The organism is Erysipelatoclostridium sp. An173 (genome assembly GCF_002160495.1).
Taxonomy (GTDB): Bacteria; Bacillota_I; Bacilli_A; order Erysipelotrichales; family Coprobacillaceae; genus Thomasclavelia; species Thomasclavelia merdavium.
Genome location: NZ_NFKR01000013.1, coordinates 19,234 through 43,539, shown reverse-complemented (window position 1 = coordinate 43,539; position 24,306 = coordinate 19,234). Strand labels below are relative to the sequence as shown.

Annotated in this window: 25 protein-coding genes; 1 reads left to right on the top strand and 24 read right to left on the bottom strand. The window is 30.1% G+C overall.

The features are described from left to right. Positions 1–37: 37 nt before the first annotated feature. Complete coding sequence (locus B5F09_RS07435; protein WP_087373303.1) at positions 38–514, top strand: flavodoxin; 477 nt, start codon at positions 38–40, stop codon at positions 512–514. 9 nt (positions 515–523) lie between these two features. Here B5F09_RS07435 and B5F09_RS07430 read toward each other — a convergent pair whose 3' ends face one another. The 24 genes from B5F09_RS07430 to B5F09_RS07315 all read right to left on the bottom strand — a co-directional run bounded on the left by B5F09_RS07430 (position 524) and on the right by B5F09_RS07315 (position 24,306). Further along, positions 524–2,134, bottom strand: coding sequence for an amidohydrolase (locus B5F09_RS07430; RefSeq protein WP_087373299.1), 1,611 nt, complete (start codon positions 2,132–2,134; stop codon positions 524–526). A gap of 74 nt (positions 2,135–2,208) precedes the next feature. Then, positions 2,209–2,985, bottom strand: a complete 777-nt coding sequence (murI, locus tag B5F09_RS07425; RefSeq protein ID WP_204215259.1) for a glutamate racemase — start codon at positions 2,983–2,985, stop codon at positions 2,209–2,211. A 72-nt stretch (positions 2,986–3,057) separates the two neighbouring features. Further along, a complete protein-coding gene (locus B5F09_RS07420; protein ID WP_087300180.1) occupies positions 3,058–3,750 on the bottom strand; it encodes a DUF5714 domain-containing protein in 693 nt (230 codons plus the stop codon). 28 nt (positions 3,751–3,778) lie between these two features. After that, complete coding sequence (gene ucpA / locus B5F09_RS07415; RefSeq protein ID WP_087373295.1) at positions 3,779–4,576, bottom strand: SDR family oxidoreductase UcpA; 798 nt, start codon at positions 4,574–4,576, stop codon at positions 3,779–3,781. Between the two features lie 81 nt (positions 4,577–4,657). Then, on the bottom strand, positions 4,658–5,212 hold the full coding sequence (locus B5F09_RS07410) for a sugar O-acetyltransferase (RefSeq protein WP_087300184.1): 555 nt from the start codon (positions 5,210–5,212) through the stop codon (positions 4,658–4,660). Positions 5,213–5,326: 114 nt separating this feature from the next. After that, complete coding sequence (rlmD, locus tag B5F09_RS07405) at positions 5,327–6,676, bottom strand: 23S rRNA (uracil(1939)-C(5))-methyltransferase RlmD (RefSeq protein ID WP_087373291.1); 1,350 nt, start codon at positions 6,674–6,676, stop codon at positions 5,327–5,329. 106 nt (positions 6,677–6,782) lie between these two features. Beyond that, on the bottom strand, positions 6,783–7,475 hold the full coding sequence (locus tag B5F09_RS07400) for a hypothetical protein (RefSeq protein WP_087373288.1): 693 nt from the start codon (positions 7,473–7,475) through the stop codon (positions 6,783–6,785). Positions 7,476–7,523: 48 nt separating this feature from the next. Next, entirely contained in the window at positions 7,524–8,957 is a 1,434-nt protein-coding gene (gene gatB, locus B5F09_RS07395; RefSeq protein WP_087300190.1) for an Asp-tRNA(Asn)/Glu-tRNA(Gln) amidotransferase subunit GatB, read from the bottom strand. 6 nt (positions 8,958–8,963) lie between these two features. Beyond that, positions 8,964–10,412: an Asp-tRNA(Asn)/Glu-tRNA(Gln) amidotransferase subunit GatA gene (gene gatA, locus B5F09_RS07390; RefSeq protein ID WP_087300192.1), complete on the bottom strand. Its 1,449-nt coding sequence runs from the start codon at positions 10,410–10,412 to the stop codon at positions 8,964–8,966. After that, positions 10,412–10,702, bottom strand: coding sequence for an Asp-tRNA(Asn)/Glu-tRNA(Gln) amidotransferase subunit GatC (gene gatC / locus B5F09_RS07385; RefSeq protein WP_087373285.1), 291 nt, complete (start codon positions 10,700–10,702; stop codon positions 10,412–10,414). Before gatC ends, gatA begins: the two co-directional genes overlap by 1 nt. Before the next feature lie 9 nt (positions 10,703–10,711). Next, positions 10,712–11,824 carry a CamS family sex pheromone protein gene (locus B5F09_RS07380; RefSeq protein WP_087373283.1) on the bottom strand — a complete coding sequence of 371 codons (1,113 nt, stop codon included), beginning with the start codon at positions 11,822–11,824 and terminating at the stop codon, positions 10,712–10,714. Between the two features lie 46 nt (positions 11,825–11,870). Further along, positions 11,871–13,865 (bottom strand): NAD-dependent DNA ligase LigA, encoded by a 1,995-nt coding sequence (gene ligA, locus B5F09_RS07375; protein ID WP_087373281.1) that lies wholly within the window; start codon positions 13,863–13,865, stop codon positions 11,871–11,873. A gap of 118 nt (positions 13,866–13,983) precedes the next feature. Continuing rightward, on the bottom strand, positions 13,984–14,916 hold the full coding sequence (locus B5F09_RS07370) for an HAD domain-containing protein (RefSeq protein ID WP_087373278.1): 933 nt from the start codon (positions 14,914–14,916) through the stop codon (positions 13,984–13,986). Between the two features lie 48 nt (positions 14,917–14,964). Beyond that, positions 14,965–17,109 (bottom strand): ATP-dependent helicase, encoded by a 2,145-nt coding sequence (locus B5F09_RS07365; RefSeq protein ID WP_087373275.1) that lies wholly within the window; start codon positions 17,107–17,109, stop codon positions 14,965–14,967. A gap of 113 nt (positions 17,110–17,222) precedes the next feature. Next, positions 17,223–18,140: a dihydroorotate dehydrogenase gene (locus B5F09_RS07360; RefSeq protein ID WP_087300204.1), complete on the bottom strand. Its 918-nt coding sequence runs from the start codon at positions 18,138–18,140 to the stop codon at positions 17,223–17,225. Continuing rightward, positions 18,133–18,888 (bottom strand): dihydroorotate dehydrogenase electron transfer subunit, encoded by a 756-nt coding sequence (locus B5F09_RS07355; protein ID WP_087373272.1) that lies wholly within the window; start codon positions 18,886–18,888, stop codon positions 18,133–18,135. Before B5F09_RS07355 ends, B5F09_RS07360 begins: the two co-directional genes overlap by 8 nt. 9 nt (positions 18,889–18,897) lie before the next feature. Next, entirely contained in the window at positions 18,898–20,166 is a 1,269-nt protein-coding gene (locus tag B5F09_RS07350; protein WP_087300208.1) for a dihydroorotase, read from the bottom strand. Further along, positions 20,159–21,031, bottom strand: coding sequence for an aspartate carbamoyltransferase catalytic subunit (locus B5F09_RS07345; RefSeq protein WP_087300210.1), 873 nt, complete (start codon positions 21,029–21,031; stop codon positions 20,159–20,161). Before B5F09_RS07345 ends, B5F09_RS07350 begins: the two co-directional genes overlap by 8 nt. Positions 21,032–21,192: 161 nt before the next feature. After that, a complete protein-coding gene (coaD, locus tag B5F09_RS07340; protein ID WP_087300212.1) occupies positions 21,193–21,675 on the bottom strand; it encodes a pantetheine-phosphate adenylyltransferase in 483 nt (160 codons plus the stop codon). Beyond that, entirely contained in the window at positions 21,675–22,226 is a 552-nt protein-coding gene (gene rsmD, locus B5F09_RS07335; protein WP_087373269.1) for a 16S rRNA (guanine(966)-N(2))-methyltransferase RsmD, read from the bottom strand. Before rsmD ends, coaD begins: the two co-directional genes overlap by 1 nt. A 3-nt stretch (positions 22,227–22,229) precedes the next feature. Beyond that, positions 22,230–22,577 (bottom strand): YlbF family regulator, encoded by a 348-nt coding sequence (locus tag B5F09_RS07330; protein WP_087300216.1) that lies wholly within the window; start codon positions 22,575–22,577, stop codon positions 22,230–22,232. Position 22,578: 1 nt separating this feature from the next. Then, complete coding sequence (locus tag B5F09_RS07325; protein ID WP_239404279.1) at positions 22,579–22,776, bottom strand: YlbE-like family protein; 198 nt, start codon at positions 22,774–22,776, stop codon at positions 22,579–22,581. After that, a complete protein-coding gene (ylbD, locus tag B5F09_RS07320) occupies positions 22,751–23,053 on the bottom strand; it encodes a spore coat protein YlbD (protein WP_087300218.1) in 303 nt (100 codons plus the stop codon). Before ylbD ends, B5F09_RS07325 begins: the two co-directional genes overlap by 26 nt. A gap of 26 nt (positions 23,054–23,079) precedes the next feature. Next, on the bottom strand, positions 23,080–24,306 hold the full coding sequence (locus B5F09_RS07315; RefSeq protein WP_087300220.1) for an FtsW/RodA/SpoVE family cell cycle protein: 1,227 nt from the start codon (positions 24,304–24,306) through the stop codon (positions 23,080–23,082).

The window sequence follows — 24,306 nt, the reverse complement described above, 5'->3', positions numbered from 1 at the left end:
TAACATTTAAAATAATAATATATTGGAGGTAAAAAATATGGATAAAAAGATTTTAGTTGCTTATTTTTCATGTACTGGCACTACTAAAAAAGTAGCAAGTGATATCGCTAAAGCTACAAACGGAACACTTTTTGAAATTAAGCCAGAAATACCATATACTTATGCTGATTTAAACTGGATGGACAAAAAAAGTCGTAGTACGATCGAAATGAAGGACCCTGCTTCACGCCCTGCTATCGCTAATAAAATTGAAAACTTTGCAGATTATAATTATATATTTATCGGTTTTCCTATTTGGTGGTATGTTGCACCAACAATAATTAATACTTTCATTGAAAGCTATAATTTTGCTGGTAAAACCATTATTCCATTTTGCACATCTGGTGGTAGTGGTGTTGGCAAAACAGATGAAATTTTACATTCATTATGTGATGATTCTGTTAATTGGCGACCATGTAAACTTTTAAATAGTAATTACGACTTAGACAGTTATATCAGTGATTTAAATCTATAATAAAAAATCTTACTCACCAGTAAGATTTTTTTCACTTTTATAAACAGTTTGTCCATCTTTAATAGTTTCAACTACTTTAATTTTATCTAAATTTAAAGGCTCTGTTTTTAATGGGTTTTGATTTAAAATTACTAAATCAGCTTTTTTACCAGCCACTAAACTTCCTTTAATATTTTCCTCATGATACATATATGCACCATTTATCGTAATAGCCTGTAAAGCTTGATATACAGTTACAGTTTCTTCTTTGCCTAAATCGATACCAGATTTAGTTTTTCGATTAACAGCACACCAGATTGTTTTCATCAAATCGCATGAAATTACAGGACTATCATTATGAAAAGTTACTTTTAATCCTTGGTTAAAAGCCGTTTTTGCTGGGGAAATTTGACTAGCTCTTTGATAACCTAGATTTTCAATATGTACATCACCCCAATAAAAAGTATGAGCGATAAAAAACGATGGAATCATTTGAATTTTCTTCATTTTAACTAATTGTTCTTTAGTAACTAATTGAGCATGTATCATTACAGGATCATAAGTTTTAGCACCTTGATAATTATTTAAATATCGCTCAAATTGACTAATATATTGTTGGCAGGCTCTATCACCATTGCAATGTGCTAATAGTTGTTGATGGTCTTCTATTGCTTGAGCTATCAGCTGATATAATTGATCGTCACTAAATTGAGGATAACCACAATATCCCTGACTATTTAAATACGGTTTTATCATCCAGGCAGTTCTTCCTTGAGGAGATCCATCTAAAAAAATTTTATAGCCCCCTATTCGAAAATGATTATGATAATCTTTATTTTCAATATTATCTATTAACAAATCACGATCCTTTAACAAATCAATATAACCGATTAAATCAAGCTTAAATATTTTTTTACTCGCAGCTAATTTAAGCAATTGAAACAGTTGTCTATTTACCATACCCTCTTGAACAGTTGTTATACCATTAGAACTATATAAATCCTGCGCTTTTTTCATCAAATCTAATAGCTTTTCAATTGGCAACATTCCTCGCTGTTTATTAAATTCAATAAATGCTTCTTCTTCAAGATACCCATTTAACTCACCACTATTTACATCTCGACCATAATGTCCACCTTCTGGATCAGATATATCATTAGTAATATTCATTTTTTTCAATGCTAATGTGTTAACTACACCCATATGTGAAGAAACATGAATCAAAATAATTGGATGTTTAGTTGAAATGGTATCTAAAAAGAAACGATCAGGATGACAATGCTCTTGTAGATTATTATGATCATAATTAAATGCACAAACCCAATCGTTTTCTTTAATCTTATTTATCTTAATAAAATCAATGATTTTTTCTTTTATTTGCATAAATGATTTAGCGTCTTTTAAATCACACTGTCCAAGCGAATTAGCAACACCAGTAAAATGACTATGACTATCAATAAATCCAGGTAACATAGTTTTACCTTCTAAATCAACCATTTCAACATCTTCATTAGCTATTTTTATTGCTTTTGATAATTCACCTGTAAAAATAATACTATCATCTTCAATTAAAATAGCTGAAACTGTTTCATTAATATCATTCATTGTAATAATGTCGCCATTATAATATATTTTTTGCATTTAATCATCCCTTTTATTTTTAATCTTGGCAATTAATTAAATATTTATACAAATTAAAAATATTTATCAATAATTTAAATTTCTTGATTATAAAACCATTTATATAACTGTAACTCCTCTACATTATTTTTTGATGATTGAAACTCAATTATTCCATTATTATGATTATTTGTTAAAAGGCCATTGATTTCTAACCGTCTTTTTAACTCCATTACGGTTCCATGATTTCCATCATAAAAAGGAACATCTCCCAAAACTTTACGAATCTGTTTTTTTATAAATGGATAATGTGTACATCCTAAAACAACACAATCTATTTTACCTATGTATTGTGATAACAGATCATTTAACAATTGATACATATCATCATCATCTAAATTTCCTTGTTCAATTCTTTTAGCCAATCCTGTACAAGCCACCGGAATAAATTTAGAAATCTCTTGTAACTTATTAGATAATTGTTGATATTTATCTAATCTTAAAGTAACAGGTGTTGCCATAACTAAAATATTATGATGAGGTTGTTCCATGGCTGCTAATTTAATTGCCGGTTCCATTCCAATAATAGGAATATTAGGATATGTAGCTCTTAATTGACTAATAGCAACACTTGTTGCAGTATTACAAGCAACTACAATTGCCTTGACTCCCTGATTAACTAAATCATCAGCAATTCTAGTTACTAAAGTGCTCACCTCTTCCGTTGATTTTTCCCCATAAGGTGCATTAGCTGAATCACCAAAAAAAATAAAGTTTTCATTTGGTAAAATTTTTGTCAATTCTTTTAATACACTTATTCCACCAACACCAGAGTCAAAGACTCCTATATAATCCTTATATTTATTTAACACAATCTATTCTCCTTTATACAATCTATTTTTATAATACTACTTTTTAGAACCGATTTAAAGAAAAAGAACAGCTTAAACTGTTCTTTGATTAAATGGACATCTTTGTTTAATACATTGATTATTAGAACTTGAATGTGTGCACTTAATTGAACTTGATTCCATCACAATTCCTAAATTTTCTTTTACAAATTCTATCGCTGATGTCATTGCCAAAAAAGAATTACGTTTGCAACATCTAGGTCCACCAATTCTACCTATTTCACCTAATGATTTAGCCGTCATTAAATTAGATAATCCCCACTCTTTTACTTTTAATGGTGTCGATCCAGTAATAATAGATATAAATATTCCAGAACTAATAGCCGCTCCACAAGCACCCCAAAATCCACATGTTCCTCCTGGAACTTGTTTTCCTCGAGATTGCATTTCAATTAATGCTTTTTTTAATTCAATATCTCCACCAGAATTTTTATATGCAGTCAACAAAGCAGAACCAACTATTATATGATGTTCCGGTCCATGCATATGACAAAATGGCAATGATACTAATTGTTCAAATATATCATAAGGATTTTTACTTGTTTGATGTAAGCAAGAATCAATAATTATATCAATACCAGCACTATGACACTCATTACAAACATAATGTCCATTAACACATTTAGTTTTACTTAACTCTTTTTTATGGCAAAACTCACACTCCATCATTTCATCTTCTTCTAGATAAATAAGTGGTGCTTTACAAATTAAACATTCTTCTTTCATAACTTTTTTGACCTTCTCATTTATTTAATTAGTTAGTTCCGATACTCATTGTTTCTGGAAGAGTACTTCCGCCATCAATTACAATCTGTGAACCAGTAAGATAACTAGATTCATCACTACCTAAAAAAGCAAATAATTCGCCTACTTCAGTTGGTTTAGCAAGACGGTTCATTGGTACCCCTTTAGCAATATTATTAATTGCACTTTCAGGATCATCTGGATTAGATTCAATAGCCATTTTTTCAACCATTGGAGTACGAGCATATCCTAATTGTGAACAATTTACACGAATATTTCTACTAGCATATTCAACTGCTAAAGACTTTGTAAGACCTACTAAAGCTGATTTAGTCATTGCATAAGCTGCTTCACCAGCATCAGCAACAATATCACCTGTAACACTAGAAGCAATTACAATACTACCGCCACCATTTTTTAACATATATGGAATTACCGCCTGACAAGTATTCCAAACTCCTTTAATATTTACATCGATATGAAAATCCCGAATTTCATCACTCATCTGCTCAAACGGTGCTAAACGACAAACTCCTGCATTACAACAAGCTATATTAATTTTGCCAAATTTTTCAACTGTTATTTTTGCTGCTTCTTGCATTTGTTCTTTATTGGCTACACTACCAACATAACTAATTATTTCTGTTTGAAATTTTTCTTGTAATTGTTTAGCAGTATTTACAACTTCCTTATCAATATCAATTAAACACATCTTAGCTCCATACTTTGCATAAACTGTCGCAATTCCTTTACCAAGTCCAGCAGCTGCCCCAGTTATAATTGCAACTTTTCCATCTAATTTAGCCATATGCTTTCCTCCTCTTTGAAACATTATATTTATATTCTATCCTATTTAATACTAAGATTCAAATTGGATAAAATCATAATACTAATCACTATTTTTTCTAATTACTTTACATGGATTACCAACCGCTACTACATTTTCAGGTATATCTTTTGTAACTACACTACCAGCACCAATGATAGTATTATCACCTATTGTTATACCTGGCAATATACAACAATTTCCACCAATCCATACATTTTTACCGATAATAACCGGTTTTCCCCACTCAATATCAGCTTTACGTTCCATAGCATTTAAAGAGTGACACGCTGTATAAATATGGGTTCCCGGTCCAATTAATGTATGATCTCCAATTCTAACTGGACAAACATCTAATATAACACATCCATAATTCAACATTACATTTTTACCAAGAAAAACATTATAGCCATAATCAACATAAAATGGTGGTTTGATCCAAAAATTACCAGTAGTATTTAACAGCTTTTTCATCTTTCTTGAGCGCATATTAATTTCATTAAAAGCACGTCGATTATATTTAGTACAAATACGGTTGGCTTTTGCCCTATCTAATACTAATTTCCAATTAGCAGGATTATATTTTAGACCATTAATCATTTTTTCTTTTTCAGTCATAGAAGTTCCTCCTAATAATATTATATATTTTACTATAAATAAGTAAAAAGTTGTTTTTAATAAATAAAAAAACTTAAGATAGCTAAATAGCTATTAGCATCTTAAGTTAATCTTCTAAACACGATTTAAACGTACAATATTTTCAATATGAGTTGTATGTGGGAACATATCCACCGGCTGACAAAGATCTACAAAATAATTATGTTCTTGTAAATATTTAATATCACGTGCCTGTGTTGCTACATCACAAGAAATATATATGATTTTTTTTGGATTAGCTTTAATTAAATAGTCTAAAAATTCAGTTGAACAACCTTTTCGTGGTGGATCAACAAAAACTACATCTAAATGTTGTCCTCTATTCACTAATTCAACCATATATTTTCCTGCATCATCACATTTAAATTCAACATTATCAATATTATTTAATTTTGCATTATTATTAGCATCATTAATTGCAGCTTCGACTATCTCTACACCATAAACTTTTTTTACATATTTTGCCAAAGAAAGTGTTATTGTTCCAATTCCACAATAAGCATCTAAAACAATATCATCGTTAGTTAATTGAGCAAATTCTATTGCTTTGCTATATAGTTTTTCTACTTGGATTGGATTAATCTGATAAAATGATTTTAACGAAATCTTATATTTATTATCTAGCAAATAATCATAAATATAACCTTTACCATAAAGAATAACTTCTTGATCACCTAAGATAACATTATCTACACGAGGATTAATGTTTTGGACTACTGTTTTAATCATTGGATATTCTTTGGTGATTGTATTGACTAGTTTTTCAATATTATTGATCTTATTTTGAAAACTTATTAAAACTAACATTATTTCGTTAGTGTGATAACCATGTTTTGTTAAAATATGCTTAATATTCCCTTGACGAGCCATTTTATCATAAGGGTGAATTTGTAATTCTTCCATCAACTCCCTTACTCGATTAGTTATAGCATTAGATAATTTATTTTGAATTAAACAATTATCACAAGGAATAATCTGGTTAGACTTTTGTTTATAAAATCCTGTAACTAAATGTCCATCTTTTATTCCTATTGGCATTTGGACTTTGTTTCGATAATACCATGGATCATCCATCATAATACAATCATTTACTAAAACATGACAATTACCAATTCTTTCTAAGCAATCACGAACCCTTTTAGTCTTGAACTTTCTTTGTCCACCAATATTGATATGCTGTAATTGGCACCCACCACAAGCTTTAAACACCGAACATTGTGGTTCAGTTCGATACTTAGAAACCTGATCTAATTCAATCAAGCGAGCAATTGCGTAATTTTTTAAGACTTTAATAACTTTTAATTTACCAGTTTCACCAACTAACATTCCTTTTACAAAATAAGTAAAATTATCAACTTTTACGATACCCTGACCATCATATGTTAAATCTACGCATTCGCCATAAAAATAATCATTTTTCTTCATAATTCCTCCCATCCATCCGCTTTTATTACTCGGATACAAACTTCATATTAAAAATACATCTTAATAATATCGCTTTTTTACTTTAAAAAAGACGAGCCTAGCTCGTCTATTGACCTGATTGATTTAGTGTACTATTAGCACGATCAGTAGCTGCCTGGTCAACCACATTAGCTCCTGTAAAAGTAATTTCATCACTGCTTGGATGTTTAGTACCAAACATTGGAAAATTACTATCACCATTACTTGTCAAAACAAATTCAACATTGTATTGACCACGACCATTTGCAGTACCAAATAAATTACTATATACACTACCTTCTTCTTTTGTTTCACCTAACGAATCATCTAAAGTATGTAAGGCATTTGTTGCTAGTTGAATAGCAGTATCTGAAGTTGTATTATCAATAAAATCCATTGATATTTTAATGATTCGGCAATCAACTTCAATATTAACACTATTAATATTGCCATCTGCTTCAATTGTATCTTCAATACCATCAAACTTCGTTTCATCTATTGCAATTAACGAAGCACAACGATCACCATAAACCGGTCCCTCGTTGCTACCAGCTACAAATACATAAACAATAAAGATAATTATCAACAAAAGAAAGATAATCAATGCAATTTGCCATTTCTTTATTTTAAATTTTCCTTTTTTCTTTTTTTTCATCTTATTTTTACCATTTTTTGAATTAGCTGTAACAGAGCGATCATTTAAAGAATCCTGACCTTGATAAACAGAAACATTACTTGTATTTTCAAAATCATCATCAAAGCTAAATCTTTTTTGAGACATACTTATCCCTCCTTTGATAATTGTACCAAATATCTTAATATTTGTACATTATGAAATTCTCTGTTTTAATAACTCTACTAATAATTTGTTACTAACTGCAGGATTTGCTTGACCACCTGTTTTTTTCATAATCTGACCAATTAAAAATCCAACTGCACGATCTTTACCATTTCGATAATCTTCAATTGATTGGCTATTAGCATCTAAAACTTCATTAATAATAACAGTTAATTCTTCTGGTGAAGATATCTGTTTCATATTATTTTCTTCAATAATAATTTCTGGATCTTTACCTTCTTTTATTAAAATCTCAAATACTTTTTTACCTTGTTTACTTGAAATTGTACCATCTTGAATATAATTGATCATTTTAGCTAAATATTCAGGTGCCATTTTAGTATCAGTAATAATTAAATTATTTTTATTTAGATATGCTTGCACTTCACCTAACATCCAGTTACAAGCAATTTTGTAGTATTTAGTATGTTTAACTACAGCTTCAAAAAAATCAGAGATTTCTTTAGTTTGAACAAGAATCAAGGCATCAGTTTTAGGAATTTTATACTCATTGATATAACGTTCTACTCGAGATTCTGGCATTTCTGGAATTCTAGCAATAATATCTTCAACCCATTGATGATCTAATCTAATTGGTAAAATATTTGGTTCTGGATAATATTTGTAATCTACAGCATCACCTTTAGCACGCATTACAACTGTTTCTTTTTTATCTTCATCATAACGACGTGTTTCTTGAAGTACTTCACCGCCGCTAATTAATACTTTTTCTTGACGTGCTACTTCGTATTCAATTGCTTTTTGTACATTAGAAATAGAATTTAGGTTTTTAATTTCTGTTCTAGTTCCAAATTTATCACTACCAAATGGACGAATTGAAACATTAACATCACAACGCATTGAACCTTCTTCCATCTTAGCATCACTGACATCAGTAAATAATAAAATTTGTCTTAATTTTTCTAAGTATGCTGCAGCTGCTGCACCGCTACGAATAGTAGGACGGGTAACTATTTCTATCAAAGGAATTCCAGCACGATTATAATCGATTAAAGAATAATCATCAAAATGTAATTGTTTTGCTGTATCTTCTTCCATATGTAAACGTTCAATTTCAATAACTTGCTTTTGACCATTTACCTCAATATTCATTGTTCCATTACGTCCTATTGGATGACGATCTTGAGTAATTTGGAAACCTTTAGGTAAATCTGAATAATAATAGTTTTTACGATCAAAACAAACTAATTCATCAATTTCCATATTTAAAGCACTACATACTCTAATAGCATATTCAACACCCGCTTTATTTAAAACCGGCATTGCTCCTGTCATTCCCAAATCAACAATGTTTACATTAGTGTTTGGTGCTTGACCAAATGTTACCGGGGCACCCGAAAACATTTTTGATTTTGTTTTAAGTTCACAATGGACTTCTAAACCAATAACTGTTTCAAAATTCATCTTTTCTTACCCCTCTCTTGAATATTGATTTGCAAAACCAAGTGCTTGTTCTAAAGCATATGCCGCATTTAATACAGTTTGTTCTTCAAAAACTCGCCCCATTAAATTAACTGCAATCGGCATTTTATCACTAAATCCAGAAGGAATAGAAATACTTGGTGTTCCTGCAAAATTTCCTAGTGCTAAATGATTTTCTAAAATAATATATTCATCTGACAAACGATCATCATTAGCTTCATCTAATTTTGGTGCTACACTACCACTATTAGGTGTTAAAATAATATCATATTCACTATAAATTTTATTTAATTCTTCAACAATTAAACGACGTACTCGTTGTGCTTTTCTAAACATTCTTTCTTGATTTTCTGTTGCTAAAGCTAGGTTTCCTAGAATAAAACGACGTTTGATATGAGCCCCAAAACCATCAGTTCTTGAATTAATCATTACTTCATCTGTTGAACTTCCAGGCTGGCGATCACCATATTTAATACCATCTAAACAAGAATGATTACTTGTTGCCTCACTATTTGCAATAATTGTATATGTTGGTAAGATTGCTCTAGCTAAATATTGAGGAATAGTTACTTCACCAACTTCAGCTCCTAATTCTTTTAAAGTTGCAATGACATGTTCAAAATTTTCTTTAATATCTTTATTTCTAATTTCATCGCTAACTGTTGTTAAAACAGCAATCTTCATTCCTTTAATATCACTAGTTAAATTTTCTAAATAATGAGGTACTGGTAGATTACTAGAAGTCATATCACGATCATCACGACCTGCTAATGCTTCAGTTACAATAGCCATATCACGAACATTTCTTGTAAATGCTCCCACATGATCTAAACTTGAAGCATAAGGGATTACTCCAAAACGAGAAATTCTACCCCATGTTGGTTTAAAACCAACTACACCGCAAAAACCAGCTGGTTTACGAATTGAATCACCAGTATCACTACCTAAAGCAAATGGTACAACACCACTTCCTACTAAAGCCGCACTTCCACCTGAAGAACCACCGGCAATTCTTGATGAATCCCATGGATTGAAAACTGGCCCTGTTAAAGCTGATTTATTAGTACCACCCATAGCTAATTCATCCATACTTGATTTCCCAATTAAACTAATTCCTGCTTCATATAATTTATCAACAACAGTTGCGTTATAAACTGGAACATAATCTTCAAGCATTTTACTAGATGCTGTTGTCTTAATTCCTTTAGTATTATAATTATCTTTAAACACACCAGGAATTCCTTTTAAAATTTCATTTTCTTTTACATCTAAATTTTCAATATTTTTCAATGCTTCATCTTTAGTAACTGTTACAAAAGCATTAAGTCTTTTTTGTTGAAAATCTACTTCTTCAAATAATTCTTGATAATATTCTTTTACATCAATTTCATGATTAACAAGTTTTTGATGCAATTCTTCAATTGACATTACTTTCATTATTTTACCACCTTTGGAACTTTAATTTGATTATCTTCAACGCATTTAGCATTCTTTAAAACATCTTCACGACTAATAATATCTACTGGTTCATCCTCACGTAAAAAAGTTGTTTCAATTTCATAAGGATAAGCCAACGGGTCAACACCCTCTGTATCAATTTTTTCCAATACAGCAACATGGTTCATGAAGATATCATACTCTTCTATTAACTCAGGCATTTCTTCATCACTGATATTAAACATTGTCTTAAGTCCCAGCTTTTTTAACATTGCTTCTTTATTTTCCATACTTTCCTCCTAATATAATAAGATACTTCTAGCATCTTCACCCTGATCTTTAATAATAATCGCTTCTAATTGATCTTGCGAACTAACTTGTACTGTTATATCAAAGTCATTACTAAACTGTGAATTAACCTCATCAGCAGCCGTTTCAACTAAATAAACCAATTCAGTATAGGTTTTAACATTTACATTAATATTAATTCTCATTGACTGAATTTCACCATCTTTATAACGACCATAACCAACTACACCAACAGCTTCAAATGAAGCGTTCTTCATATTATTTTTAAATATTTCAAACTGTGAATATGTTTCTTCATCAGCTTGTGAAGCTTCGCTGCTTGTAAATAAGTAAGTATGGTAGTCTAATGTTTCAATATCGCCAAGGCTTCCATCACAATAACTTTTTAAAATATATCTTCCATCAATATCACTTTCATTAGTATTGGTTGCATAATAAACAGTTATAAGAAGCGGTTGATTTTTTAATTCTTTAAAACCACTAATAGCATTTTCATCATCTTCATTGTAATTTTGAATTTCTTCATAAAGATTTCTAATTGTCTGTTGTCCAAATTCAACTACCGCAGATTCATCCATATAACTTAATAAAGCATCACCACTAGCATCTGTTGGATCAAGAACAATTGCTAGACTAGCACCTTTTAAAACATAATCATCACCAGATTTTTGATAAAAATCTTGTTCATAGATAGTTGTAATCATATTAGGACTATCGATACCCCCAATAGCTGTTCCAGCTTGATTTTCTAATGTATGAGGATATTTATCAGGATTACTGTCATCACGCTCTACTAATTGAGCAACATTTGAACGAGTTAAATTTTGTCCTTCAGACATATAATAATCATCAGTAGAAAAATACTCGGTTGAAATTGTCTGTAATTCTCGTCCTATCGTTTGAAAATCATCAGTATTTCCAAATGAGTTATAATAATCATCGCGCTTTTCATATCTATCTAATTTTACAATTCGGTAAAAATCTTCATCTAAACTATCAGCCGATGAAACATCATTAGCTGTTTGAGTTTCTACTGTTTCTTTAGCATCACTACATCCCGCTAACAACAAAACTAATACTAATAAAGTAATCAATTTTTTCATATTGGCAGTTTCCTCCTTTATAGAGTGCATTATAACACTATTTTAACTACTTCACCATTTCTAGTAAAGTTTCTTCATTAATTACATCAATTCCCAAACTTTGGGCTTTAGTAAGTTTACTCCCGGCATTTTCCCCTGCTAATAGATAATCTGTTTTTTTAGAGACTGAACCAGCTACTTTACCACCATGTTTTTCAATCAAAGCAGCTGCTTCTTTTCTAGATAAATTTGGTAAAGTTCCTGTTACTACAAATGTTTTTCCATCAAAACGATCATCACTATCTTCATCTTCGATTATTTCCATATTAACCCCATAATCTTTTAATCGCTGAATAACTTCCTGGTTATAAGGATTTTTGAAATAATCAATGATTGCCATGGCACTAATATCTCCAATATCATTAACTTCAATCAACTGAGCATAAGATGCATTCATTAAGTTATCAATACTTTTAAACTTCTTCATTAAGCTTTTAGCAGCCGCTTTACCGACATTACTAATTCCAAAGCTAGTTAATAATTTAGTAGCATCATTATTTTTGCTACCTTCAATAGCATTCAATAAATTATCAGTACTTTTTACCAAACCAATAATTTTTTTATCCAGCAATTCTTGTCGTTTATCGATTAGTCCATAAATATCACTAATATCTTTAATATAGCCATGATTTACTAAAGTTTCAACATAAGCTAGTCCAAAACCTTTAATATCCATAGCATCACGACCAACAAAATTAACGATATTCTTTACTAATTTACTTGGACAATTATCATTAGTACATTTAATATCGGCGTTATCACCATAACGAACAGCTGGAGCTCCACAAACTGGACAAGTATTTCCAATATGATATGGAACACTATCTGCAGGTCTTTTTTCTTTGATAACTCGTTTTACTTTAGGAATAATTTCACCTGATTTATAAACAACAATAGTATCACCTATTCTAATATCTAAATCATCAATAAAATCCTGATTATGCAAAGTAGCTCGAGAAACTGTAGTACCACATAAACGAACTGGTTCAAAAATAGCTGTTGGCGTAATTCTACCAGTTCTCCCTACCGATAATTCTATGTCTAATAATTTAGTTTCTTTTTCTTCGGGAGGATATTTATAAGCAATTGCCCATCGTGGTACTTTTGAAGTTGAACCTAATTTTTGACGATCTGCAAAACTATCAATTTTAACTACTGCTCCATCAATATCATATTTTAATTTATCACGATTTTCACCAATAGCCTCGATGGCCTTCCAAACTTCATCAGCAGTTTTACAAATATAATAATCTTCAATTATTTTAATTCCTTGTTGTTTTAAATATTCATATCCTTCACTATGACTGACAAACTGGCGTCCACGGGCATCTTGAATATTGAAAACAAACATTGATAAATTACGTTGTTTAGTTATGGCACTATCAAGCTGTCTTAATGTTCCAGCAGCACAATTTCGTGGGTTAGCAAATAATTTTTTACCCTTAATTTCCTGCATTTCATTTACTTTTTCAAATGCTTCATTAGTCATATAGACTTCACCACGAACCTCAAGATATTCAATTGGATCTTTTAATTTCTTTTTTACATCCTTGATTACTCGAGCATTAGCGGTTACATCTTCTCCTTGAAGAACACCATCACCACGAGTTACCGCTAAATTTAATTTTCCATCTACATATCTTAAAGCCATTGATAAACCATCTATTTTATATTCAACAACAAATGTTGGATCATCAAGCTGTTCTTGCATTTGTTCAACAAATTCATAAACTTCTTCTTTAGAAAAAACATCTTGTAAAGATAACATTGGTACATTGTGACGAACTAATACCCCGGCTTCTCTTTTTGCGCTTCCCCCAACTTTTTGAGTAGGTGAATCACTAGTAATATATTCAGGATGTTTTTTTTCAAGCTCTTTTAATTCTTGCATCATCATATCATATTCATGATCACTTATTTCCGGATCATCTTGATTATAATAACGATCATTATGATATAAAATCTGCTTTTTCAATTCTTCGTATCTATTTAGATCATTCATTATCTCACTCCTAATTAAATCTTTACCATTATACCAAATTACTTTACAGGATAAAACAATAAAAATTCTATATTTACTTAAAAAATCTAAATAATTAGCTTACAACAATAAAATGAGGCTAAAACCTCATTTTCTCCCACAATTCAATTTTCTCTAATGGACTATATTCACTATGAACCATAACTGCCTCATTTATATTTGTTAAAAATTCACCATTAATATTTACCCTTTGATAGCCAATGACAAACCAAAAATCAGTTTTTATTCTCTTAAAATATTCTCTATTAGCAACAAGAACAAATCCATCATCACAATTTAAATCATATGCATATTTAGTTAACTGTTTGATCAATATTCTAATTGCTGGTTTTATCATTTGCTTATTAAATATTCTTACTTGGTAGACTAATAATAGTTTTCCTCTTGAACTATGACTATATCGATATTTACTAGCTAATATTTTCTTATCATCATACCATAAATAAATATCATTATCTAAAATAGTAAATCGATACCGTCTTTGTAAAATATCTTTAGCCATTAAACAATCTTCATCACTAATTACATCATTACTCTGGACTAAATAAAAACCATAATTTTGAGCCAGATACCAATAATCCTCATCGTCAATAATAACAAAATCAGTTACTTCTGGATGATTATTTAAATATTTAATAATTCCATCTAATTTATCCTTACCATAAGCAATATCTAAATAAAAATCTTTTAATCCCGCCATTGCCAATAATCCAGGCATATTTTTTTCATTATATGAATGAATCCATGAGCTTTCCATTACGATTTTACTATCAGTAGCAAGTAATAAATTCTTTATTTTTTGCATGGCTAAAGTAGACCAGCACGTATCTACTACATACATATCATAGCTATCTAAATAACTCATATTATATTTCTGTCTATGTTTTTTTGCAGCTTCCAGGTAATATTGCTCGTCATAATGTCCAATTCTTTCAGGATGTAATACCTCATGACCATTATTTTCTGTTGGCGAAATAACACCATCGATATCTAAAAAAACTATTTTAGTCATTGCAAGACCTCCTTTTTTTAATTATAACAAAAAAAGCACGCTTAGTGCTTAATTTGTTAGCTTCTTTAATGCCTTATGATTAGACATCAACGTCTTTAAACCAGCTGGCAATTCAAAAGCAATATCTAATGTTCGGTCGTTGACTTTAACAACAACACCTTTTCCAAAGGTATCATGAACAACAAAATCACCAATTGCCCAATCACTAACTTCATTATTTCCAATTAGTTCTTCTTTACTACTTGCTGTATTGATATAATTAGAAGTCTTAAATCTTGCTTTAGTTCCAACGTGTTTAACCCCTTCAACACCCATTTCATCAATGAAACGACTAGCCATTTTAGGTGAATCAGTTACAAAACTAAAACCTTCACTATCTGTCAAAAATAATTGTTTTTTAGCTCTAGTAAAAGCTACATAAGCTAAACGCCGTTCTTCTTCTAAACCATCATTAGACTCACTTAATGTTCTAAAACTAGGGAAAATACCTTCTGATAATCCTAAGACAAATACATAGTCAAATTCAAGACCCTTAGCCATATGAATCGACATTAAGCTTACATATTGACCATCATCTAATTTATCATTATCAGTATATAAAGATATTTCTTGTAAATAGTTTTCAATTGTCGCTAATTCTGGATTTTGATTAACAAATGTATAAATTGAGTTTTGTAATTCTTGAATATTATTAATTCGGTTATCTTCTAAATCTCTTTTTAACATATCAATATATCCAACATCTTCAATCAAATTTTCAAACATTTGATGTAATGGTAATTTTGATTGTTTTGCATTTTCAATCGCTTTAACAAATTTTACGATTTCTTTTTTAGCTTTACCTGATAATTTAATTTGATCACTAAATAATGTTAATGCTTCATATAAACTAACCTGGTTATTTAAAGCTACTAACTGAATATTTTCTAGTGTTTTTTTACCAATACCACGAGCAGGAACATTGATGATTCTTTCAAAAGCTAGATCTTCATCATTACATACTAATTGTAAATAACTTAAAGCATCTTTTACTTCTTTACGGCTAAAGAATTTTAAACCACCAAAAATTCGATAGTCAATACCATGTGATATTAGTGATTGTTCTATTGTTCGTGATAAATAATTTGCCCGGTATAATATAGCAAAATTACGATAATTAACACCATCGACTTCACTAATTATTTTTTCAATTTGACCACAAATATAATCCGCTTCATCCTGTTCATTTTTTCCAGTATAATGAATAACTTCAGCGCCACCAGTTTCTTGGGTATAAAGATCTTTTTTTAAACGATTTTGATTTTTTCTAATCAAATTATTAGAAACATTCAAGATATTTCCAGTAGAACGATAGTTTTGATCTAAAATAACTGTTTTACATGGTTTAAAATCTTTATCAAAATCCAATATATAATTAACATCAGCCCCTCTAAAGGAATAGATAGTCTGATCAGGATCTCCAACAACACAAGTAATTGCATATTTTGACATTAATTTAACAAGGCGATATTCAATGTTTCCAACATCTTGAAACTCATCAACATGAATATATTGAAATTTACGTTGCCATTTTTCTAATACATCAGGGTAATTTTCAAATATATATACTGTTTTTAATAACAAATCATCAAAATCAAGCATAAAATGATTTTCTTGATAATCAACATATTCCTGATAAATCTTAGCCTTTTTTATCTCACCTTCAAATTGACCAGCTAATTCTAAGGCTCTTTGTGGTGAAACATTAGCCATTTTATAATTTGAAATAGTTGTTAACATACTTTTTAAACTGATTGCTTTAGAATCAATTGTCAATTTATTATAAATCTTTTTTAACAAAGCTTTTTGGTCTTCTTCATCCATTATCATAAAATTACTTGGATAATTAATAACATTAATATGCTGTCTTAAAATTCTTACACATAATGAATGAATAGTACAAATCAAAGTTCCCATACTATGAGGACCTAATAAATTAGCAACCCTTTCTTTCATCTCATTAGCTGCTTTATTTGTAAAAGTTATTGCTAAAATCTTGTAAGGAGCAACACCAATTTCATCAATTAAATAAGCAATCCGGTAAGTTACTACCCTAGTTTTACCAGAGCCAGCACCTGCAATTATTCTAAGATTACTATCTAGATAAACAGCTGCTTCTTTTTGATTTTTATTTAATAATTTATCTAAATCCATTTAACCACCACCATTTTTACATTATATAATATCTTTAAAATAAATGATATATCTTAATTTTCATTTTATTTTAAAATAAAGAGAGAATTGGAAAAGCCAATTCTCTTTATTTATTAAAACTGATGTGAACGTCCGACAATTTCGTTAATATCATCAACACCAAGTTCTACTAGTAAATCTTCTAATTCTTCAATAATTTTTTTACAAGCATACGGATCAATTAAATTTTGGCAACCAATTGCTACAGCACTAGCTCCAGCAGACATCATTTCAATAACATCACGACCGCTTCTAATACCACCCATACCGATTACTGGAATTTTAACTGCTTGACTAACCTGATAAACCATTCGTAAAGCAACTGGGAAAATTGCTGGACCAGAATATCCTCCGGTTTTATTAGCAATAATTGGTTTACCAGTTTTAAAATCAAATCTCATTCCAACTAAAGTATTAATCATCGTAATTCCATCAGCACCAGCACTTTCTACTGCTTTTGCCATTTCAACAATATCAGTTACATTAGGTGATAACTTAACATAAACTGGTACTTTTGAAACCTCTTTTACTCGTCTAGTTAAATCTGCAGCCATTTCAGGATTAGTACCAAATTGAATTCCACCACTATGAACATTTGGACAAGAAATATTTAATTCTAAAGCCCCTACCATGTCATGAGTTGAAATTAATCTAGCTGTTTCAACATAATCCTCAGGTGCACTACCACCGATATTAGCAATTACTTTATCTTGATAAAGCGGTCTAAGTTGTTCTAACTCTTCATTCATTACCGCTTTAACACCAGGATTTTGTAAACCGATGGCATTAAGCATACCGCTAGGTCCTTCTGCAATTCTTGGTAAAGGATTACCATAACGAGGTTCTAATGTAGTTCCTTTAAGCATTATCGATCCTAAAATATTAATATCATAAAATTTTGTAAATTCATAACCAAAACCAAAAGTTCCACTAGCTGGAATTACTGGATTTTTCATTTCTAATCCTGGCAATGATACTTTTAAATTAACCATTAACAATCACCTCATTACTTTCTAGAATTGGTCCTTCAACACAAATTCGTTTATATGGCTTAGTTTTTACTTTACATGAACACCCCATACAAGCACCAAATCCACATCCCATTCTAGCTTCAAATGATAATTGTCCATTTTCTGGATAATTTAATGCTAATGCATCCAACATTGGTTCTGGTCCACATGTATAATATTGATCAAATGTCAAATTTTCATTTTTTATTACATCAACTACAGTTCCTTTTGTACCAACACTACCATCCATAGTAGCAATATATACTTTAGAAAATTCTGCAAATTTTTCTTGATAAAAAACATCTTTAGCACTATTAAAACCTAAAACAGTAACTACTTCATGACCAGCTGCAGCTAGTTTTTTACCTAAATTATATAGAGGTGGTGTTCCTAATCCACCGCCAATAAGCAATGCTTTACCATCACGGATTGTAAAACCATTTCCTAAACCAATTAAACAATCTAATTGGCTACCAATTTCCTTATCTTTTAAAATCGTTGTCCCTTCACCAACAACTTTAAAAACAATTACGATATGATTATCATCATAATCACTTATTGACATTGGACGTCGTAAATATGGTTGCAAACTATCGTTTATTTTAATATTAATAAACTGACCTGGGGCACTAATATATTTAGCTCCATCACCCTCTAAAACCATTTCATAGACATCATCAGCAATATTATTAATTGCTGTAATTTTCATCATTCCTTGAAAGTTCGCCATAATTTCCTCCTAAATTTTAGTTATCTTACCATCTAAAACATGATACTTCAATGCCCCAAAACATTTTGTTTGTAAAAATGGTGTATTGGTTGATTTTGACTTAATACTTTCTTTTGTAATTAAATATTCTTCATCAAGATCAAAAACTGCTAGATTAGCCTTATATCCAACCTCTAAATCATGTTTAATTCCAATTACCTTAGCCGGATTAATACTCATACATGCTAATACTGTTTCTAAAGGAATAAGACCTTTTTTTACTAGATAAGTATACATTAAACTAAATGCATGCTGGCTACCAATAATTCCAAAAGGTGCCTTAGAGATATGCTGTTGTTTTTCATTTTCAGCATGAGGAGCATGATCAGTAGAAATTACTGTTACAACTCCTTCATTAATTCCTTCAATTAAAGCTTCAAGATCTTCTTTGCTTCTAAGAGGTGGATTCATTTTATAATTTGGATTTAAATCTTTAATATTTTCATCTGTTAAAATTAAATGATGCGGACAAGCTTCCCCACTTACAAGCGGATTAGTTTGACGCGCTTTTTTTAAAGCTGCAACAGTTTCTTTAGTCGAAATATGACAAATATGATAACGATTTCCTATTTCGTTTGCTAACTGTAAATCACGCATCGCATGTTTATATTCAGAAGCATTATTAATACCAACAAGATTGTTTTCTTTAGAAAAATCTCCTAAATTAACACACGCTCCTGGCTGTAGTTCACTTTCATCTTCACAATGAGCAACAATAATGCTATTAACTGATTTGGCTGCTTTCATTGCTGCTTCCATCATTTCTGTAGACTGAACTCCTCTACCATCATCAGAAAAACCAGCGACGATATCTTCTTGGCTATTTGCTTTAAAATCTACTAATTCTTGACCTTTTAAATCAGTAGTAATTGCACTATATGTATAAGTATGAATCTTAGCATCTTTTTTTACCCGATTAGCAAAATCTCTAATTGTTTCAACATCATCCATACAAGGTTTAGTATTAGCCATTGCTACAATATGACTATAACCACCATATTTAGCACTATTTGTTCCTGTTGCAATTGTTTCTTTGTGTTCAAAGCCCGGTTCTCTTAAATGAACATGAAGATCTACAAAACCTGGTGTTAATAGTTTTCCTTGTAAATCAATTACTTGATCACCTTCATCAATTGATTTTGCAACTTTTGAAATTAATTCATCTTCAATTAATACATCCAATTTTTGTAATTTCCCATGGTAAAATACATTACCATTTTTAAATAATGTCTTAGTCATTGCTTAAAACCCGATTTAATAATGCCATCCGTACATATACACCATTTGTCATTTGTTTAAAAATACGACTCTTTGAACATTCAACAATATCATCAGCAATTTCTACATTGCGATTAAATGGTGCTGGATGCATTATTATTGCTCCTTTCTTCATTTTATCAACTCGTTTTTGATTTAATCCAAACATATCATGATATTGTTCAGTTGTTAAACGCATTAATTCATGATGACGTTCATGTTGAACTCGTAATAACATTACAATATCTACTTCTGGTAATATCTTATCAAAATCAACATAGTTGTATCCTGGTTCTTCAAATTGTTTAGGTCCACTTGTATATACTTCCATTCCTAAACGTTTCATAATTTCATAGTTACTATGAGCAACTCGTGAATGAACTATATCACCAACAATTACGATCTTTAAACCTTCAAAATGTCCAAATTCTTCACGAATTGTCATTAAGTCCAATAAAGATTGACTAGGATGATTTCCAGTTCCGTCACCACCACTTACAACTGGTATGCTAATTCGTCCTACTAAATCATTATAATAATTTTCTTTAGGGTGTCTAATTACAACAGCATCACATCCAATTGATTCAAAAAATTTAACAGTGTCATAAAGGCTTTCTCCTTTTTGAACACTAGAATTTGCTGCTTCAAAATTTTGAGTTCGACAGCCAAGATTAAAAGCAGCTTTATCAAAACTATAATGAGTTCTTGTTGATGGTTCAAAAAATAAGTTTGCAACAACTTTTTGACCCTTAAAGTCAACTTTCTTCCCTGCTTTAAATTCTTCTGCTTCATCTAAAATCTGATTGATTTCATCAACCGAGAAATCTTTTAATGTAAATACGTTCATCTGTTTGCCTCCATAAAAAATACCTCTTGCGAGGTATAATTGGGAAATAATATTCATTATACCCCAGTTGCCTTATTTCTTTTTTCATCATATCAAATTAATGTTCATTTGACAATTAATATCCATCAAAAATAAGTTTAATTAAAACAACTAAAGTATTATTATTCATATTTTTTTTGTAGCGCTGCTTCCACACATGGTGGCACTAGTCCAGCGACACTACGATGATGACTAACCATTTCTTTAACCGCTGATGACGAAATAAAAGAATGTGATGGTTTAGTCATTAAAAAAACCATATCTACTTCTTTATCTAAATATTGATTAGAAAAAGCTAATTGTAATTCATATTCAAAATCCATAGTAGCCCGAATACCACGAACTAAAATTTTTGAACCAACATCACGAGCATATTCTACTGATAATTTATCTGAAGCATCAATAATTACATTTTCAAAATCTTTACACGCTTCTTTTAATAATTCTTTACGTTCTGCAACTGTAAATAATCCCTGTTTATTAGGGTTAATACAAATTGTTACATATAAAGTATCAAACATCCTGCTAGCTCTTTCAATAATATCAAGATGCCCGTTAGTAACTGGATCAAAAGTTCCCACATATACTGCAATATTTTTTTTCATTATCTTACCCCGTATTTAAAAATATTTAAAGCAGTAATTCCATATTGATATTTTTTTACTAATTGTAAATTATCAAAGGCTGGAAAAACTACTTCCTTTAACTCTTCAACAACAACTATACAATTATCTTGCAACATTTTTTTATCAATCAAAAATTCTAAAATCCCATTTACCATATTTTTACCATATGGTGGATCTAAAATAACTAAATCAAATTTAATTTTCTCATCAGCAAATTTATGCAATGCCTTTTGATAATCAAGTTTAAATACTTTAGCATTATCAAGTTTCAATAACTCAAAGTTTTCCTTTATAACTTTAAAAGCAGCATATTGTTTATCAACACTATATAATTGATGACACCCTCTTGATAAAGCTTCAATTCCTAAACCACCACTACCAGCAAATAAATCTAAAACTACCCCTCCATCAAAATAAGGACCAATAATATTAAACATATTTTCTTTATTTCGATCAGTTGTTGGTCTAGTCAAATTAGATTTAACTGTCTTTAATTGTCTACTTCGATATTTACCTGCTATAACTCTCATATCTTAAAATTCATATGGTGATAAGTCTAATTGCTTGGAAATATTACCAAAAACAATTTTTGTGATTTGTTCTAGAAAATCATTTAAATTATGATATTTTTGATAATAATCAATAATGACCGGATTTTCACCAATCTCCTTTTTTAATTTTCTAATTTCATTTTTTATCTCTTGATTATCTATATATTGCTCATATTTTTTTAAATCTTCATATTCACTTAATTTATCTTGATATTCCTTCAATAATGATTCAATATCATCATCATGCAATTTCTTTTCAGCTTCAATATAATCAAGATAACGCTGATCTAATTTAATTTGTTCAATTAATCTATCTAATATCTCTTCCACTTTACATCATCATTTCTATCATATTTATTAACATTGATACTTGTTCAATTTTATCAATAAATGCTTTATTCTTACCATCTTTGTACTCTTGAACTAAACGTGAATACTCTTTAGGATATCTAGATAAGATAAGATACCATTTAGGATTATACCGTAAATAGTATCTTATCTGATCATTCATCGTACCATTTTCTTTCATGCTCTGGCTCTTTTCTTTCAATAAAAGTATTAACTACATTCAATACTTTTTCTAAAGAAGTTAAACTGTTAGATAAAGCATTTAAATCAATGTTTTTAATAACATCAATAAGTACATTTAAATTTAAATTACCATTTGTTTTATATGGTTGCCAGAATTTATCATCTTTTCCATACATTACATAAATTTCATACAATTGCTGCCATGTATAGCGGCCATTTAATACATCCTGTTTTATACTAGGGATTGTTTTTAAAAACTCTTTAAACTCATCCATAAAATCACCTAGTATATTATATGTATCTACATTGATTCGGTGTCTAATTTTTGACGATTATAACGAGCGATAATCGCTTGAGCAATTCCGATAGCTACAAATGCTGTAACAGTTGATGATCCCCCTGAAGAAATAAATAATAAAGGAACCCCTGTCATTGGAATCAAACCAGAAACACCACCTAAATTAATTAATAAATGTAAGAAAAAATAAGATGCTATTCCTAATAAAATAATTCTAGATTTATTTTCTTTTATTTTTTGTGAATAATTTAATAATTTAAAAATAATAATACATGTTGGAATTATAATTAGTCCTAACCCGATTATTCCTAATTCTTCATAAATTATTGCTCCAATAAAGTCATTATGGGCTTCAGGGATGTACCCAAATTTTTGAGTCGAATTTCCTAACCCTAACCCAAATAAACCACCATTTTTAAAAGCAATCAAAGCATTAACTAGCTGTTGACTAGTGTTATAAGGATCAGATAGCGGATCTAGCCAGGCAGTAATTCTGCTTACCTGGTACCCTTTTAATACTGTTGTTCCCACAATTAATAAAATAACCGCACATAAAGCAATAAAAGCCCAAACCATTCGTTTATACTTTTTAAAATACTTACGCGGGGTAGCAATAAAACAAACAAAACAAATCCCAACAATTATTACCGTTGTTCCAAAGTCATTTTGGATAATTAACCCTACTAAAGCAGTAATTATTACTAACATCATTGGTAAAAAGACACAATTTAAAAACTTCTGTTTATAAAAAGCACTTTTTACTTCCTGATTTTTAAATCTTCCTTTAACAACAAAAGCTTTATCACTTTCTGTTAAAAAATAACTCATAATTAAGATCATTGCAATTTTCATAAATTCAGCCGGTTGAATACTAAACAAACTGCCAAATTTGATCCAAGCATGTGATCCTTTTGAATCACTCCAAAAAATACAAATAAGCATTAGGAAAATTCCTAATAAAAATAAACGCATTGACGAACTATATGTTATATACCTTGTCTTAAAAACTCGGGCAATAAAAATCATTACCCCCGCTCCGGCAATTACGAAAACAGTTTGACTAATCATATTCTTCAATGCATAAGTCACACCATATCTAGTTACACTTCCTACTGAAGCTGAACCAATCATAATAATACCAAATACTGCTAAAATAAAAGTGCTCAAATAAATACTCTTATCAACACCACGGCTTTTAAATAATTCTTTAATTTTTCTAATTCCAGCCAT